Below are 16,324 nucleotides of genomic sequence, written 5' to 3' on the forward strand. Positions count from 1 at the left end.
CCACTGTGGACGGTCGGTGGCCCCGCACGCCGGAACCCGGAGCCGGGCGCGCGCGATCGGGCGACCCGAACCCGCGAAGCCCCGCCACGCACCCCGCCGAGACCCCGCCCGCTCTATAATTTCGGCGTGTCCCAGTCCGGAGAGCCGCAGGGAACCGGCTCCGCGCCGAACGTCCGCGAAATCGCCCGCGAGCAGCTGGCACGCAACGTGGGCCAGCTCATCCGGATCGGCCGCCAGCAGCACTCGGCGTTCAAGAACCTCGAGTCGCCGAGCATCCTCACGCCGGCGCAGTTCGCCGTTCTCCTCGCTCTGTCGCGGGTGCCGGACATCGACCAGCGGGCCGTGTCCGAACTCGCCGCGCTCGACCAGTCGACGGTGAGCGACCTGGTCAAACGGCTTCGCCAACGCGGCCTCGTGTCCGCGCGACCGGACCCGCACGACGGCCGGCGCCGGATCCTGCGGGCCTCGGCCGAGGCGGTCGACCTCGTGCAGGCCGACGGCCGACGCCTGCGCCAGGCCGACGAGCTGTTCCTCGCCCCGCTTTCGCCGGCCGAACGGTCGTGGTTCCTGCGCCAGCTGCGGCTGATCGCGTTCTCGCGGGTGCCGGACGCCTCGACCCGGTCGCTGCCCGAAAGCACCGACGGGATCGCCGTCGCCGAGACCAACTGGGCGTTCGGCCGGTTGATCCGGATCTGCCTGCAGCAGCACGCGGCGCTGTGGGCCGAGGTCATCGGCACCGTGCTGACCCCGGTCAGCCACGCCGCCGTCGCGGTGCTGTCCGCGGCCGGGGCCGCCGAGCCGGGTGAGCTCAGCGAGGCGCTGTCGCTGGACAAGGCCTCGATGGCGGCGCTCGTCGCGCGGATGGAGCGCGACGACCTGGTGAAGCCGCGTCCGCACGAGCACGACCGGCGCCGCAAGGTCCTGCGGGTCACCCCGCGCGGGCGCGACACGCTGAAGCTCACGGCCGGGCCGGCCGAGGTCGTGACCGAGCGCCTGCTCGAACCGGTCGAGGAGTACAACCGCGACCGCGTGCTCGACGTTCTGCGCCAGCTCACCTTCCACCGCGCCGGCGCGGCCGTCAGCCCAACATGATCGACCCGCCGTCGACGCTGATGGTCTGCCCGGTCACGTAGCCGGCTTCGTCCCCGAGGAAGAACAGGATCGGCCCGACGAGGTCCTCGGCCCGGCCGAGCCGCCCCAGCGCGACGCCGGACAGGTGCCGTCCCAGCCCCTCGGTGCCGAGCGACCCGAGCTCGTCGCGCAGCGCTTCGACGTCGATCAGCCCGGGCGCAACGCAGTTGACCCGGATTCCCGCGGCGCCTGCTTCGCGGGCCAGCTGCCGGGTCAGGCCGATCACGCCGGCCTTCGCCGCCGCGTAGCCCTGCACCCCGGTGCGCGAGTACGTGCGCCCGGCGCCGGAGGAGATGTTCACGATCGAGCCGGCCACGCCCGCGCTCTTCATCCCGCGCACGGCTTCGCGGCAGCAGTGGAAGGTGCCGTCGAGGTTCAGCGAGACCACGCGGTGCCAGTCTTCGTCGCTCACCTCGTCGATCGGCGTCCGCCGCCGGCCGGGGCCGCCCGCCGCGTTGACCAGCAGGCTCACCGGACCCGCGGCCCGCCCGACGGCGGCGAACGCCTCGGTGACCGCACCCGCGTCTGTGACGTCGAGCGCCAGGGGGATCAGCCCGTCGACGGCCGGCGGCCGCAGGTCGGCCACGTACACGGTCGCACCGCGCTCGGCGAGCCGCGTCGCGACCGCGCGCCCGATGTCCCCGCCCGCTCCCGTCACCAGTGCCGCCCGCCCGGCGAAGCTTCTGGTCATCGTCGGTTTCCTCTCTCCTCGCGCCCGGCCCAGACCAGGCTGTCCGTGACCCGGGAGGCCGTTTCCACCAACCGCTCCACCACTTCGACGACCCGCGACCCGGTGGCGCTCACGGGGAACCCGGACAGCGACAGGTAGAGCGCGACCTGACCGCGCGCGTCGAACACCGGAGCAGAAACGTTGCGCACCTGGTACTCCTCGCCGGGCCGGAGCTCGTGCTCATAGGTGAGCGGCCCGGCCAGCTCGGCGCCGAGGCGGCGCAGGCTGTCGCGGAACTCGGGCGGGGTGGGCGATTCCCCCTTCACCAGCGCCTCGTCGAGCCGGTGGAACGCGTCGTTGTAGAGGCTGACCGTCCAGCCGCGGGTGCGCAGCCGCGCCAGCGCGGCGCGGTGGCGCGCGCGCTCGTCCTCGTTGTCCGGCGCGAGCCCGCGGTCGAACCAGTCCTCCTGCTCGCGCGGATCCGCCCAGGCGACCAGCAGCGGCGCCATCGGGGCCGCGAACGGCAGCCGGAGCCCGACGCGGGCCGGCGACCGCCCGTCGGGTGGTGAGCCCGCGCTCGCCAGCCGGATCACGGTGTCCTCGACCGCGCCGACCGCCGCGCACTCCATGCCCAGCTCGCGAGCGAGGGCCTCCATCCGCGGGCGGGCCGAGTCGACCAGCCGTAGCTGGTCGAGCAGGTCCGGCGCCGCCGGCACGGTCCGGGAACTCGGCGAGAATTTCCCGTACCCGCCTTGGAAGAACAGGAGCGGGAGCTCGGGCGCGTTCTCGCCGGTCGCGAGCTCGCGGACCCGGCCGAGCACGATGTAGTGGTCACCGGCCTCGAGCACCGATTCCCGGTCGCAGTCGATCCAGGCCACCACGTTCTCGAGGATCGGCGAACCGGACGGGGCCGGCTGCCAGCGCACGCCGGCGAACTTGTCGGTGGCGCCCTTCACCGCGAAGGCCCGGCAGATGTGCTCCTGGTGGTCGCCGAGGATGTTCACGCAGAACCGCGAAGAGCCGAGCAGTTCCTGGAACGACGCCGAATCACGGGACGGCATGAACGAGACCAGAGGCGGGTCGAGCGAGACCGAGGCGAACGTGCCGGCGATCATGCCGACGGGCCGCCCGTCGACGAGCGCGGTGACCGCGACGATCCCGGTCGGGTAGTGCCCGAGCACCGAGCGGAAGTGGCGCGGATCCCCGGCGCGGCCCGAAACCCTCGACGCCCCGGTCATCTCGGCCCCTCCCCGCCCGCCGCCTCGGCGAGCCGGCGGGCCGACACCGCCGCGAGCACGGCGGCGCCGTCGGCGAGCACAGCGTCGTCGAACACCGCGTGCGGCGAATGGTTCGGGTGGATCTCGCCGTCGGCCGCCGCAAGCCCCGCGCCGAGCAGGAAGAACGCACCGGGAACGCGCTCCAGCAGCCGCGCGTAGTCGTCGCCCGCGGGGATCGGCACGGGCAGGGGCGCGAACCGGTCCGCGCCGAAGAGCTCCTCCACCGCCTCCCGGAACACGCCCACCTCGTGCTCGTCGTTGAGCACGGCCGGATAGCCGGGCGCATAGCGGACCTCGGCCGTGAGGCCGTGGGCCGCCGCGACCGCGGTCGCGACCTGCTCGATCAGCTCCGGCAGCCGGCGGGCCTGCGCCGCGGAGAACGTGCGGACCGTCCCCCGCAGCTCCACGTGGTCGGGGATCACGTTGGCGGCCGTGCCGCCGTGGATGCTGCCGAACGAGACCACCGCGGGGTCGAACACGTCCACCGCGCGGGTGAGCCGGGTCTGCAACGCGAGCACGATCTCGGCCGCGCCGGGCAGCGGATCCGCGGTGTGGTGCGGAAAAGCGGCGTGCCCGCCCCGGCCGCGCACGATGATCTCGACCGTGGCGCTCGACGCGTGCGAAGCGCCGGAGCGCCCGCTGAACACGCCGTGGGACACCACATCGGTCACCGTGTGCAAGGCGTAGCTCGCGACGGCGCCGGGACCGATCAGCTCGGCCAGACCGTCGTCGAGCATGGCTTGCATGCCCTCGTGGCCTTCCTCGCCGGGTTGCCACACGAACACCACCCGCCCGGCCAGCTCGCCGGCCCGCGCGGCCAGCAGGCGCGCGGCACCGGCGAGCATCGCGGAGTGCAGGTCGTGCCCGCAGGCGTGCATGCGGCCCGAGACCGCGCTGACCGGGTCGGCACCGGCGGACTCGGTCAGCGCGAGCGCGTCCATGTCGGCCCGCAGCACCACCGCCGGACCGTCCCGGTCCGCGCCGAGCACGGCGACGATAGACGAAGACGTGCGTCCCAAGTGGACCCTCACGTCCAGTCCGGCCAGGGCCCGCAGGATCCGCTCCTGCGTGCGCGGGAGGAAGAGCCCCAGTTCCGGGTGCTCGTGCAGGTCCCGGCGCAGCTGCGCGAGCGACGGGGCGATCGCGCGCGCGTCGGCGAGCACCGCGCTCAGATCCACGTCTGCTCCAGCACCCGCAGGGTGTTGCCGCCGGCCACCTTGAGGATGTCCTCGTCGGAGTAGCCGTGTTTGACCAGCCAGCCGATGGCGTTGCGGAAGCATTCGGTCGGGTTCTCCATGCCCGCGCAGTATTCGGCCTTCGGCGCGCGCACGTCCTCGACGCCGACCCGCGAGTCCGGTCCGGGACCGGAAGCCGGGACCGGCGCGGAAACCGTGGCGCCGAACAACGCGGCGAACTCGGTGTGGATCTTCGCGTGGTCCGCGTAGAGCGTGTCCGGGCCGAGCGTGACGTGGTCGATGCCCATGAGGTCCACGCAGTACTCGAAGTGGTGCATCACGGACTCGATGGTGTGCCCGGCGTGGCGCGGGGAGATGGTGGAGTTCGGGGCCGCCTCGATCCCGAGCAGGCCGCCGCCTTCCGCGAGCGCGCGCAGCACGTGATCGGGCTTCATGCGTTCGGTGGGCCACACGCCGCGCGCGCCGGCGTGCGTGATCATCACCGGCCGCTCGGACGCGGCGATCGCGTCGATCGACGTGCGGTCGCCGGCGTGGGAGAGGTCGACCGAGATCCCCAGCTGGTTCATCCGGCGCACCGCGCGGTGCCCGAACCGGGTGAGGCCACCGTCGGAGTGCTCCTTGAGCCCGCCGCCGAGCAGATTGCTCTCGTTGTACACCAGGCCCATCTGCCGGATGCCCCAGCCGTGGAGCAGGTCGAGGCGGTCCAGGTCGTTGTCGATCATGCTGGCCGCTTCGAGCGCGAGCACCCAGCCGAGCCGGCCACTGCCCTGGATCTCGCGGATGTCGGCGACGGTGCGCACCACGCGCACGTAGTCCTGGTGCGCGAGGTCCGCCAGCCGGTGCCCGATGTCGTAGGCGACGTCGGCCCAGGTCCAGCTGTAGTGGCTCATGATGCACCCGGTGGGGCCGGCGAGGTTGTCGAACATCACGTCGAGGCCGGAGTAGGACAGGCCTTCGAAGCCGACCGGGTACCGGCCGGTGCGCCCGTAGTCCACCGCGAGCGACATGTCCTGCGGGAACACCTGCGGGTGGTCGTGCAGGCTGATCACGAGGTTGTCCTGCAGCAGCCGCTCGGCCCGCCGGGCCTGCTGCTCGTCGAGCCCCAGGTCGTACGGCGGGAGCCGGTCGATTTCCGGGGTCCAGACGAAGTCCTGGTAGTCCCCGCCCGGTTCCAGGTAGCCGAACGAGCGGTAGCCCTGGTAGCCGGCGGCCTGCCGGTGACCGCGGGTGGGCGTCATGCGGGAACTCCTCGGGTTTCGGCCCGCCGCGGGAACAGCGCGGCGGCGTTGTGCCGCAGGAACGCGGCTTTCTGGTCACTGCTCAGCGTTTCCGCGGTACGCAGGTCGGCGTTGAGCTCGGCGCCCAGGCCGGCGTTCGTGTACGGGAAGTCGCTGCCGTACACGATCCGCGAATCGTCCACCAGGGACAGGATCGAGGGCAGCTGGTACGGCAGCACGCTGCCGGCCAGGTCGAAGTAACAGCGGCGCAGCGAGCCCACGAAACTCGGCAGCCGCTCCTGGTCGCCGTCCCGGCTCAGGTTGGCGCGCCACACGTTGCGCTCGATCCGTTGCGCCAGCGCGGGAAGCGCCGCCCCGGCGTGCGGGATGACCAGGCGCACCCCGGGATGGCGCTCGAGGACACCCGAGAACACGAGGTTCGTGACCGCGCGCGTGGTGTCGAAGAAGAACTCGTACATCGACCGCGACCAGCCCGCCATCACCCCGGGCACGAGCGTGGCCGGCGCGGTGGGGTGCACGAGCACCGGCAGTTGCCGCCGCGACAGCTCCGCGAACACCGTGTCCAGCCGGTCGTCACCGAGGTAGAGCCCGTCGGTGTGGGTCAGCAGGGACACGCCCCACGCCCCGAGCGTGTCGACCGCGCGGTCGATCTCGCGCAGCGCGGCGTCGACGTCCGGCAGCGCCAGCGCGGCGTAGAACCCGAACCGCCCGGGGTGGGCGCGCACGAGCTCGGCCCCCTCGTCGTTGGCCTCCGCGGCGACCCGGCGAGGGTCGGTGTCCCCGCCGAGCACCACGCCGGGAGTCGAGATCGACACGACCGCGGTCTCGATGCCCAGCCGCTCCATCTGCTCGAGGTGCTCCTGCGCCGACCACCGCGGCACTCCGGCGTGGTAGCCGTCCGGATGCGTGATGCCGGCGTCGTGCAGGGCGCGCCGGTAGGACGGTGGCAGGTAGTGGCTGTGCACGTCGATCGCGCGCAACGCGGACCGGCCGTCGCGAGCCGACGCGTCGAGCCGGTCGTCGATCTCCCGGTCGCTCCACCGGTTCATGGGTCCGGTCACCACGACCAGCCCCGCGATTCCGGCGTCTCCCACACGCCGGCGCGCTCCAGGATCGGGAACACGTCGCCGAGCAGCTCGACCTCTTCCGGCGCCCACAACAGGTTCACCAGCATGAAGCCGCGCAGCCCGGTCACCCGGTGGATCTCGATGAGCTGCTCGGCGATGTCGGCGGCGGTGCCCACGAGCACACGGCTGCCCGCCGCGATGCCGATCTTGCGGGCCGCCTCGTCCAGCTCCTGGTCGAAGTTCGCCTGGTAGGTCTGGCTGCCGGCGAGGAACCCGCGAGCCCAGCCGCGGGCCGCGTCCATGTCCAGCGAGTCCTTGATCCAGGCGAACTTCTCCGCCGCCTCGGCGCTCGTGCGGGCGATCACGACCCCGGTCGAGCCGGCGAGGTTCACCTCACGCGGGTCCCGGCCGTGGGCGGCGGTCTTCTCAGCGAGCTGCCGGACGGTCGCGGTCACCTTCGCCAGGTCGTCCACCACGGCGAAGAAGGCGTAGTCCGCGCTGCTCGCGATGAACTCCTGGCCCGCCGGCGACACGCCCGCGTTGAAGATCACCGGCGACTCCTGCACGGGGTACGGCCCGCGCGGAATGCCTTCCAGGTGGTAGTACTTGCCGTCGAACTTGATCGGCTCGCCGCGCGCGCCCCACAGGGCCCGCACGGCTTCCAGCGTCTCGGCGACGACCTGGTAGCGCTCGTCGTGCTCGATCGTGTCGGACAGCCCGAACAGCTTCGCCTCCGAGCCCTTGGCGCCGGGCACGATGTTCCAGCCCCACCGGCCGCCGCTGAGCACGTCGAGGTTGGCCCCGAGGCGCGCCAGCACCACCGGCGACAGGTACCGCGCGTGCATGGTCGTGACCACGCCGAGGTGCTCGGTCGCGGCCATCACGATGGGGGCCCAGATCGGCGCGGAGACACAGGGTTCGCCGTGCCCGACGCGGGCGTTGTCGAGGCCGTGGTTGGTGTAGCCGTCGGCGAAGAACACGAAGTCCACGCCGATCCGTTCGGCGGTCTGCGCCAAGGTGATGTGCGAGTTGATGTCGAGCACGTCCGGGTTGCGCTTGGCCACCTCCACGGAGGTGACGTTCGGCGACGGGGAGTTCGGCCACATCAGCCCGAAGCGCATCTTGTCGTCGATGCGGCGCGGTTTCGGCGTGCGCCGTCCGGTCGCGAGGGCCGAGGTCATGTCGGTGTTCCTTCCACTGGGAGCGGGTCGGTGGGGTGCTTGCCGGCTGGGTGCTTGCCGGTCGTGGGCGGCCGGAGGTCGCAGGTGGTGCTCGCCGCGAGGTCGGCGAGGTTGCGCCGCCCGAAGGTGCGGGTGCCCTGTTCGAGCTCGCCGATGAGCGCGGCGAGCCGGACGAGGGCCGGCGCGGTCAGGCCGTGGCGCACGGCGAGGCCGGCCAGCCGCACGAGCTCGGGCCGGGCCTCGGTCGGCCGGTGGCGCACGGCGAGGTCGCGGAACACGCCGCTGCGCGGTTTTCCGGCCATCCCGCGGGTGAAGGCCACGAGCCGGTCGAACGCCTCGTCCCGTTGCCCGGGCTCGGCGTCGGTCATCAGGTGCTCCGGCACGATCCCGTCGATCGGCTCCGGCCGGACCCCTTCGGCCCGCGCGATCCGGTACACCTCGGTCGCGATCACGGCCATCAGCGGCCGCGCGGAGTCGATCACGTCCGCGATGTGCTCGTCGACCAGGGCCGTGGTCGTCAGGATCGCCGCGATACCGCGCTTGGCCCACAGGAAGCCGTTCACCCGGGTGCTGGCGGTGACGTGCCCGAACGCGGCCAGGTCGGCGACCACCGAGCGCACCCGCGTGCTTTCGGCACCGGTGCGCTCGCCGAGGACCACCTCCCCCGGCCCGCCGACCCGCACCACGCCGGGTTCGACCACGTCCGCGGCGAAGTTCACGAACGCGGGCACCACTCGCGCGGGGCCGAGCGACCGGGCGGCGGAGTCGAACGTGTCGCTGTTCTGGCACAGCACCGCGAACCCGTCGGCGGCGAGGAACGGCGCCAGCCAGGCCGCCGCCGCCGCGACGTGCTGGGCTTTGGTGGCGAGCAGCACCCGCTCGTGGCGCAGGCCGAGGGCGGCGGCCTCGCCGGGGGTGTGCGCGGCCGCCACGCGCACGACGTCGCTGGTTCCGTCGGGCTGCAGCAGCGTGAGGCCCCGGGTCCGGATCGCCTCGACGTGGTCGGCGTCGACGTCGACGACCACCACCGGGTGGCCGGTGGAGCCGAGGTGATGGGCGAGCGAGCCGCCGATCGCCCCGGCTCCGAGCACCGTGTAGGCGTTCACGGGTCAGGCCGCCGTCTTCCAGAGCTCGTCGAGCAGCAGCAACGAGTCGCCGGTGAAGGCCACGCCGTGCACGGACGGCTGGTGGGCCAGCGGCAGGCTCAGCTCGTTGATCGGGATGGCGATGGCCTTGTCGATCACGAGCCGCTGCGCGTCGGCGACGATGCTCATGCGCGTCTTCTCGTCCGAGGTCGCCATCTGCTTCGTCAGCAGCGTGTCGAGCTGGGGGTCCAATTTGGCCAGTCCGGTGCGCAGCGCGTCGGGGTCGGCGCGGGTGAGCCCGGAGATCCGCAGCTGGTAGTCCCCGGAGATCCAGGCCGCGTTCGCGTCGGCGTCGGGCAGTGGCCGCAGGGTCACCTCGAGGCCGACCTGCTTGAGCTCCTGCTGCGCGAGTTCCATCAGCGGCACCAGGAAGCCGTACAGCTGGGCGCCGTAGAGCAGCGACACGGTGAGCCGCTTCCCGCCCTTCGTCCGGATCCCGTCCGGGCCGGGCATCCAGCCGGCGTCGGTGAGGGCCTGCTTCGCCGCGTCCGGGTTGTAGCGCAGCCGGTCGGACAGGTCGAGATAGCCGGGCGTCGTGCTGGACAACGCGCCGGAAGCGATCTTCTGGTACTGCGTGAGCGTGGAGCCGACCAGTTCCTGGCGGTTCAACCCGGACTGCAACGCCTTGCGCACGGCGGGATCGGCCAGGATCGGGTCCTTGGTGTTCACGAACAACTGTTGCGGCAGACCAGGATTCGAGCGCGCTTCGATCGGCAGCGAGGCCCGCTGCAGCGTGGTCACATCGGCCTTCTGGACTTCCATCGTGAGGTCGGTCTGGCCGCTGACCAGACTGCCGGTGCGCACGCCGCTCTCCGGCACGATCTTCACGTCGATCTCGTCGAGCCGGCCGTCACCCTGGTGCAGCGCCTTCGGCGCCCAGCCGTAGCCGGCGCGGCGGGCCAGGGTCTGGCCCTGGTTCTGCTCGTAGCGCGTCATCTTGTACGGCCCGGAGCCGATCGGCCCGCGCTGGCACCGCTGCTGCTGGTTCAGGCTCGCCGACGCGGTGGCGATGATGCCCATGCTGGGCGTGGAAACCGCCTGCAGGAACGCCGCGTTCGGAGCCTTGAACACCACCTTCGCCGTGAGGGTGTCCACGACCGTGGTGCCCTGGTACCCGACCAGGTAGGTCGAGGCCAAACGCGCCTTGGGGCCCAGCGCGGCGATCGCGTCGAAGTTCGCCTTCACGGTGTCCGCGGTGAGCGGGCTGCCGTCGCTGAAGGTCACGCCGGAGCGCAGGTGGAAGGTGTAGCTGGTGCTGTCGGGCGAAACCTCCCAGCTCTGGGCCAGCCACGGCTGGAACTCGTTCTTGCCGGCGTCCTGGTACACCAGGGAGTCGACCACGGCACGGTCGATCGCCAGCTGGGTGCGGCCGAGCACCTGCTGCGGGTCGACGCAGCCCTCGTCGGCCGGGATGGCCATGGTGAGGGTGCCGCCGGACACCGGCGGGCCCGCGGCGCCGGCGGTGGTCCCGGCGGATCCGGCGGAGCACGAGGTGAGCGCGACCGCGCTGGCCGCCGCGGCGGCCACGGTGGCCAGCGGGAAGGCGCGCCGGCGTCGGCGCGCGGAAGGATTGGTGGGCAAGGGTTTCCTCTTTCTGGGGTGGGGTCAGGCGGGCTCGGCGAACCGGCGCCCCGGAATGGCGGCGAGCAGCTCGCGCGTGTAGTCGGTTGCCGGGTGGTCGAAGACCTCGGCGGTCGGGCCGGCCTCGACCACCTGCCCGGCGCGCATCACGATCACGTCCTGGCACAGCTGCCGGACCACGGCGAGGTCGTGCGAGATGAACAGCAGGCTGAGCGAAAGCTCCTCGTGCAGCCGGGTGAGCAGCTCGAGGATCTGGGCCTGCACGGACACGTCCAGTGCCGACACGGGTTCGTCGCACACCACCAGCTCCGGCTGGATGGCCAGCGCCCGCGCGATCGCCACGCGCTGGCGCTGCCCGCCGGACAGCTCGCCGGGCCGGTGCTCGGCGTAGGACGCCGGCAGCGAAACCAGGTCCAGCAGCTCGCGAACCCGCTCCCGGCGCTCGCGCCGCGTGCCGATTCCGAACTCCCGCAACGGTTCCTCGATGATCCGGCCGACCGGCAGCCGTGGGCTCAACGAGCCGTACGGGCTCTGGTACACGAACTGGATGCGCCGCCGCAGGTCCCGCAGGGCGCCGCCGCGCGCGTCGGCGATGTTCGCGCCGTCGACCAGGATCCGACCGGCGGTCGGGCGTTCCAGCCGCATCACCAGCCGCGCGGTCGTCGACTTCCCGCTGCCGGACTCGCCGACGATGCCGACGACGTGACCGCGCTGGACCTCGAAGCTCACGCCGTCGACCGCGCGCAGGCCGCGCCCGCGGAAACCGGGCTCGCGCACACGGAACTCCTTGACCAGTCCCTCGACCCGGACCAGTGGCCGGTCCTCGTCGCCGGACTCTCGGGTGCCCTCCGGAACGCCGCCGCTGAGGCCGGGCGCGGCGGCGATGAGCTTCGCCGTGTACGGCTGGGTCGGCCGGTTCAGGATCTGCGCGCTCGGCCCGCTCTCCACGACCTCGCCCCGGGACATCACCACGATCCGGTCGGCGCGGTCGGCGGCCACCCCGAGGTCGTGGGTGATCATGAGGACCGCGGTGCCGGTCTCGGCACTGATCGCCTCGATGCGGTCGAGGATGCGCTTCTGCACGGTCACGTCCAGCGCGCTGGTCGGCTCGTCGGCGATGAGCACTTCCGGGCGGCACGCCGACGCGATCGCGATCAGCACGCGCTGGCGCATGCCGCCGGAGAGCTCGTGCGGGTACTGGCGCGCCCGCAGGGCCGGTTCCCGCAGCCCGGCCTCGGCCAGCAGTTCCACGGCGCGCGCGGTCGCGTCCTTGCGGTCGAGCAGGCCGTGGACCACGAGGGCGTCGGCGACCTGGGTGCCGACCCGGCGCAGCGGGTTGAGCGAGGTCATCGGATCCTGCGGGACGAACCCGATGCGGCGGCCGCGGATCTCGCGCAGCACGGGCTCGGCCGCGTCGGTGATCTCGGTGCCGCCCAGGTGGATCCGGCCGCCGGTCACCCGGCCGCCGGGGGGCAGCAGGCCCAGCACCGCGTGCGCCAGCGTGCTCTTGCCCGAGCCGGACTCCCCGACCACGGCCACCGTCTCCCCGGCGCGCAGTTCCAGGGACGCGGCACGGACCGCGGGATGCTCCCCGCGCCAGCTCCGGTACGTCACGGCGAGATCGGCGACCTCGAGCACCGGCCCGACGCGCGGGTGGGTGGGGTCGGTTTTCGGTGTCGTCATGCCTTCAGTTCTCCGTCCAGGGCGCGGGCGATGCGGTTTGCCGCCAGCACGACGAGGGCCACCACGAGCCCGGGGAAGGCACTCAGCCACCACGCGCTCACCAGGTAGTTGCGGCCGTCGGAAATGAGCGCGCCCCACTCCGGCGACGGTGGCGGCGCACCCATGCCGAGGAAGCTCAGGCTGGAGATGGACAGGATCGAGGTGCCGAGCTCCAGCGCCGCGAGCACCACGATCGGGCCGAGCGAGTTGGGCAGCACGTGGCGCAGCAGCACCGTCCACCAGTGCGCGCCGCTCAGTCCCGCCGCCTCCACGAACAGCTCGCGCCGCACCCGCACGACCTCCGAGCGCATGACCCGGGCCATCGAGGCGATCCCGACGACCCCGACCGCGGCGGCGACGTTGATCGGTCCCGCGCCGAGCACGGCCACGATCGCCATCGCGAGCAGCAGCGCGGGAAACGCCAGGACCACGTCGACGACGCGCATGATCACGGCGTCCACGAACCCGCCGAAGTAGCCCGCGAGGAGGCCGAGCAGCGCACCACCGAGGAACGACACGAGGATCGCCATCCCGGCGGCCTCCAGCGAAGGGCGCGCACCGTGCACGACGCGGCTGAACAGGTCGCGGCCGACCGCGTCCGAGCCCATCGGGAAACCCGGGCTGCCGGGTGGCACCAGGATGTCCTTCGGCGAGGTGGCGAACGGGTCGGTGCCCGCGAACAACGACGGCCACACGGCCGCGAGCAGAACCACCAGGAGGATCAGCGCCGACACGAGCACGGTGGGCCGCTTCAGCACCTGCGTCGCGAGGTGCTTTCCGCGACCGCCCGGGGTCGACTCGAGGGTCACCGTGGCGTTCGGACCGCTCGGCCCGGCGAGCACGGTCTGGTCCAGGTCTGTCATCGGGATTTCAGCCTTTCACCACGAGGGACCGCAACCGCGGGTCGATCGCCGGGTACGCGAGGTCGACGGCCAGGCTCACCAGCACGAAGATCACCGCGCCGAGCACGATCACGCCCTGCACGACCGGGATGTCGTGGCTGAGCACCGCGGAGACGGTGAGCTGGCCGAGGCCGGCGCGGGAGAACACGCTCTCCACCACGACGGCGCCGCCGATCATGTTGGCCACCAGCACCCCCGACATCGTCAGCGCGGGAATGGCGGCGTTGCGCAGTGCGTCGCGGAAGTGGATCACCGCCGGCTTGGCACCCATCGCGAGCGCGGTGGTCACGTACGGCTCGGCGAGGGTGCGGCGCAGGCTCTTCGCGAGGATCTGCGAAACCGCCGCCGCGCCGGGCAACGCGAGCGTGATCGCCGGCAGGACCAGGCTCGCGAACCCCGCGTTGCCGATCGCCGGAAAAGCCCGCAGCTGGAACGAAAAGATCTGCACGAGCATCAGGCCGACCCAGAACGTGGGCAGCGAGACGCCGATCGAGGGCAACCCCATCAGGGTCTGCCGCAGCCACGGCCGCCGGGCGTAGGTCGCCAGCAACGCGAGGGCGCCGCCACCGACCACGGCGATCACCAGGCTCACGCCGACGAGGGTGAGCGTCTGCGGCAGCGCGGTGGCGATCAGGTCGGTGACCGGGCGGCCCGTCTTGAGCGAATGCCCGAAGTCACCGGTGAACGCGGCACCGAGGCGCGTCACGAACTGCACGGCGAGCGGGCGGTCGAAGCCGAACTCGGCCCGCAGTCGCGCCAGCTGCGCCGGATCCACCGCCGTGCCGGCGTCGCCGCCGGCGTAGAGCGACACCACGGAGTCCCCGGGCAGCAGGAACAGCACGACGAACGACACGACATAGGCCGCGAAAACCACCAGCACCGCCTGCACCAACCTGCGGGCCACGAAGGTCAACATCGGAACTCCAAGGGGAAACCGGAGAAGTAGTTCGTATTCAAAGTAGATAGCAAGCAAACGGGATGAGTCAAGCCGGTCAGCGGTAAAAACAGAAGATTTTCGGAGATACCCGCTGGTTGACGGCTCAACCAGCAGTGAAGATCAAATGGCGAGACGGCGCGAAGAATCGACGCCGATCAATCATGACGGCAAGTAGTTCGTACACGGTTGATCTTTGTGGAGAAAATTTTCCACCACGTGGACGACAAGCATGAGGGCAACCGTCGCCGATTGGACAGACAACGGCGACCGCGGGACTCCTCGTCGGCCGCGAGGTTCCGTCGACCATAGAGTCCTGAAAATCAGAAGGCAAGTCCTCTTTTTCAGGACTTGCCTTCTGGGATGCTCGCGGTCGGCGACCGCCGTGGCCGGTCAGCTCGCGCGCGTGGGCCTCGGCGCCGGGAGGTGTGAGGTGTCCGGGAACAGGTGCAGCGCCCGCAGCGCCGCTCCCAGTTCCGCGATGTCGGCCGGGTCCGTGAGGGAACGGCCGAGCTCGTCGGTGATCCGGCGCAGGCGGTGGCGGATCGTGTTGGGGTGGCAGAACATGCGTTCCGACGTGAGTTTCGTGGAGCCCTGGCAGTCGAACCACGCGCGCAGGGTCAGGAGCAGCACGTTGCGGTCGTCGCCGGGCAGGTCGAGGATCGGGCGCAGCACGTGGTGGGCCAGCTGCACCGACGCTTCGGGTGCGCTGGCCACCAGGCCGGCGAGCGGAGACTCGGTGAACTGCACCAGGCCCGTGGAACCCGGCGCCATGCTCGACAACGCGACACGCGCGAAGTGCAGCGCCCGGGAAGTGTTGCCCAGGCCCGAGAACACGGGGCTCATGCCGATCCGGCCCACCGGGGTTTCGCGCAGCAGATCCACCGTCACCTTGCAGGCCGAGGGATCCCGCAGGGACACCACTCCCACCTGCAGGTCGGGCGTGAGCCGCCAGGCCGAGGCGTGTTGGGCCTCACGCAGGCGCAGCTCGATCTTCGGCAGCGGTTCGTGGCCCAGCCGCGGGGTTTCGGCCGCGACGACGACGAAACTGCCGTCCACGGAAAGCTCCAGTACACGCGCGATGTCCCACAGCGTGCCCTCGGTCGCGGCGCCGCCGGCGAACAGCGCCTCCACCAGCGCCGAACGGCGGTTCTGGTGCGCCACCACGACTTCGGCGGCGGCGTCCCGATAGGACGAAGTCAGCGCCTCGGCGTAGTCGTCGACCAGCGCCCACACCGCGGCCGTCGCGGCGACCAGCCCGGCGAGGTCCTGGTTCTCACCGCGCGCGGTCAGCAGCACGAACCGGTGCCACACCTCGGTGAGCCCGATCCGGAACGCGCGCAGCACTTCCGGCAGCGGCGCGCCCTGCAGCGCCCGCGCACGGCCGGTGGCCCGCGCCTGCGACACGTCGGGCACGTCCTCGCCCCGCAGGGTCCGCAGCGCGTAGTCGAGGTTGGCGCGCACGGAGTTGCGCAGTTCGGCGTGGGTCACGAACCGCTCGTCGCGGTACACCGGCATCTGCTCGAGGATCTGGTGCATCGTGGCGTCGATCAGCTCGGGCATGGCCGTGTCGACGTCGGCCGCGAGCGCCGAGACCACGGGGGCGAGCCCGTCGCGCAGAACTGTCTGGTAGTGCATCAACGCCCTCCGGGCCTGGGCGAAGGGCGCTCGCGCGCCCCTCGCCCGGTGACCGTACGGGGACTCTTCGTCGAGCCCTCGGGAAGGTCATCTAACACGACACCCGCTCACTCGGCCGGGTGAACTTCCGACCACGCCCGCGAATGCGGAGAAACCACTGTCCTCCGACCGCATTCGCGGATCACATCTTCGCGGCGGCCGCCTTGATCGCCTCGCGGATGCGGAAGTACGAACCGCAGCGGCACACGTTCTCGATCTTGTCGATGTCGGCGTCGGTGGGGTTCTTCGTCTTCTTCAGCAGCGCGACGGCGGCCATGATCTGGCCCGGCTGGCAGTAGCCGCACTGCGCGACGTCCTGCTCCAGCCACGCTTCCTGCACGGGGTGCAGCTGGTCGCCGTCGGCGAGGCCCTCGATCGTGGTGACCTCGCGGCCCTCGCACTCCGAGACCGGCGTGACGCACGGGTTCATCGCCTCGCCGTCGAGGTGGCTCGTGCAGGCCTTGCACACGTTGATGCCGCAGCCGTACTTGAGGCCGCGCACTTTCAGCTTGTCGCGCAGCGCCCACAGCAGCGGCAGGTCGGCGGGCGCGTCGACGGTGACGGTTTTCCCGTTCACCACGAAGGTGTAGTTGGGCATGCGAA

14 protein-coding genes are annotated in these 16,324 nt (G+C 71.8%); 1 reads left to right on the forward strand and 13 read right to left on the reverse strand.

The features are described from left to right. The first annotated feature begins 126 nt into the window (after window positions 1-126). A complete protein-coding gene (locus VSH64_RS19880) occupies window positions 127-1,092 on the forward strand; it encodes a MarR family winged helix-turn-helix transcriptional regulator (RefSeq protein WP_326837132.1) in 966 nt (321 codons plus the stop codon). Here the strand turns inward: VSH64_RS19880 and VSH64_RS19885 are convergent. The 13 genes from VSH64_RS19885 to VSH64_RS19945 form a co-directional block, all read right to left on the reverse strand. Next, complete coding sequence (locus tag VSH64_RS19885; RefSeq protein WP_326837133.1) at window positions 1,079-1,822, reverse strand: SDR family NAD(P)-dependent oxidoreductase; 744 nt, start codon at window positions 1,820-1,822, stop codon at window positions 1,079-1,081. The genes VSH64_RS19880 and VSH64_RS19885 overlap by 14 nt on opposite strands. Further along, window positions 1,819-3,039, reverse strand: coding sequence for a flavin reductase (locus VSH64_RS19890; RefSeq protein ID WP_326837134.1), 1,221 nt, complete (start codon window positions 3,037-3,039; stop codon window positions 1,819-1,821). Before VSH64_RS19890 ends, VSH64_RS19885 begins: the two co-directional genes overlap by 4 nt. Further along, window positions 3,036-4,256 carry a M20 metallopeptidase family protein gene (locus tag VSH64_RS19895; protein WP_326837135.1) on the reverse strand — a complete coding sequence of 407 codons (1,221 nt, stop codon included), beginning with the start codon at window positions 4,254-4,256 and terminating at the stop codon, window positions 3,036-3,038. Before VSH64_RS19895 ends, VSH64_RS19890 begins: the two co-directional genes overlap by 4 nt. Beyond that, window positions 4,247-5,512 (reverse strand): dipeptidase, encoded by a 1,266-nt coding sequence (locus VSH64_RS19900; RefSeq protein ID WP_326837136.1) that lies wholly within the window; start codon window positions 5,510-5,512, stop codon window positions 4,247-4,249. The genes VSH64_RS19895 and VSH64_RS19900 overlap by 10 nt, the downstream gene beginning before the upstream one ends. Beyond that, complete coding sequence (locus VSH64_RS19905; RefSeq protein WP_326837137.1) at window positions 5,509-6,561, reverse strand: amidohydrolase family protein; 1,053 nt, start codon at window positions 6,559-6,561, stop codon at window positions 5,509-5,511. The genes VSH64_RS19900 and VSH64_RS19905 overlap by 4 nt, the downstream gene beginning before the upstream one ends. An 8-nt stretch (window positions 6,562-6,569) precedes the next feature. Then, window positions 6,570-7,760: an LLM class flavin-dependent oxidoreductase gene (locus tag VSH64_RS19910; RefSeq protein ID WP_326837138.1), complete on the reverse strand. Its 1,191-nt coding sequence runs from the start codon at window positions 7,758-7,760 to the stop codon at window positions 6,570-6,572. Beyond that, entirely contained in the window at window positions 7,757-8,866 is a 1,110-nt protein-coding gene (locus VSH64_RS19915) for a ketopantoate reductase family protein (protein ID WP_326837139.1), read from the reverse strand. The genes VSH64_RS19910 and VSH64_RS19915 overlap by 4 nt, the downstream gene beginning before the upstream one ends. Before the next feature lie 3 nt (window positions 8,867-8,869). Next, window positions 8,870-10,486, reverse strand: coding sequence for an ABC transporter substrate-binding protein (locus tag VSH64_RS19920; protein WP_326837140.1), 1,617 nt, complete (start codon window positions 10,484-10,486; stop codon window positions 8,870-8,872). Between the two features lie 24 nt (window positions 10,487-10,510). Further along, on the reverse strand, window positions 10,511-12,169 hold the full coding sequence (locus tag VSH64_RS19925; RefSeq protein WP_326837141.1) for an ABC transporter ATP-binding protein: 1,659 nt from the start codon (window positions 12,167-12,169) through the stop codon (window positions 10,511-10,513). Then, complete coding sequence (locus tag VSH64_RS19930; protein WP_326837142.1) at window positions 12,166-13,071, reverse strand: ABC transporter permease; 906 nt, start codon at window positions 13,069-13,071, stop codon at window positions 12,166-12,168. Before VSH64_RS19930 ends, VSH64_RS19925 begins: the two co-directional genes overlap by 4 nt. A gap of 7 nt (window positions 13,072-13,078) precedes the next feature. After that, window positions 13,079-14,026, reverse strand: coding sequence for an ABC transporter permease (locus VSH64_RS19935; RefSeq protein ID WP_326837143.1), 948 nt, complete (start codon window positions 14,024-14,026; stop codon window positions 13,079-13,081). Window positions 14,027-14,437: 411 nt separating this feature from the next. Beyond that, window positions 14,438-15,682 (reverse strand): PucR family transcriptional regulator, encoded by a 1,245-nt coding sequence (locus tag VSH64_RS19940; protein ID WP_326837144.1) that lies wholly within the window; start codon window positions 15,680-15,682, stop codon window positions 14,438-14,440. A gap of 181 nt (window positions 15,683-15,863) precedes the next feature. Continuing rightward, on the reverse strand, window positions 15,864-16,319 hold the full coding sequence (locus tag VSH64_RS19945) for a (2Fe-2S)-binding protein (protein WP_326837145.1): 456 nt from the start codon (window positions 16,317-16,319) through the stop codon (window positions 15,864-15,866). Window positions 16,320-16,324: the final 5 nt, after the last annotated feature.

The sequence above is a fragment of the Amycolatopsis rhabdoformis genome (assembly GCF_035918295.1).
GTDB lineage: Bacteria > Actinomycetota > Actinomycetes > Mycobacteriales > Pseudonocardiaceae > Amycolatopsis > Amycolatopsis rhabdoformis.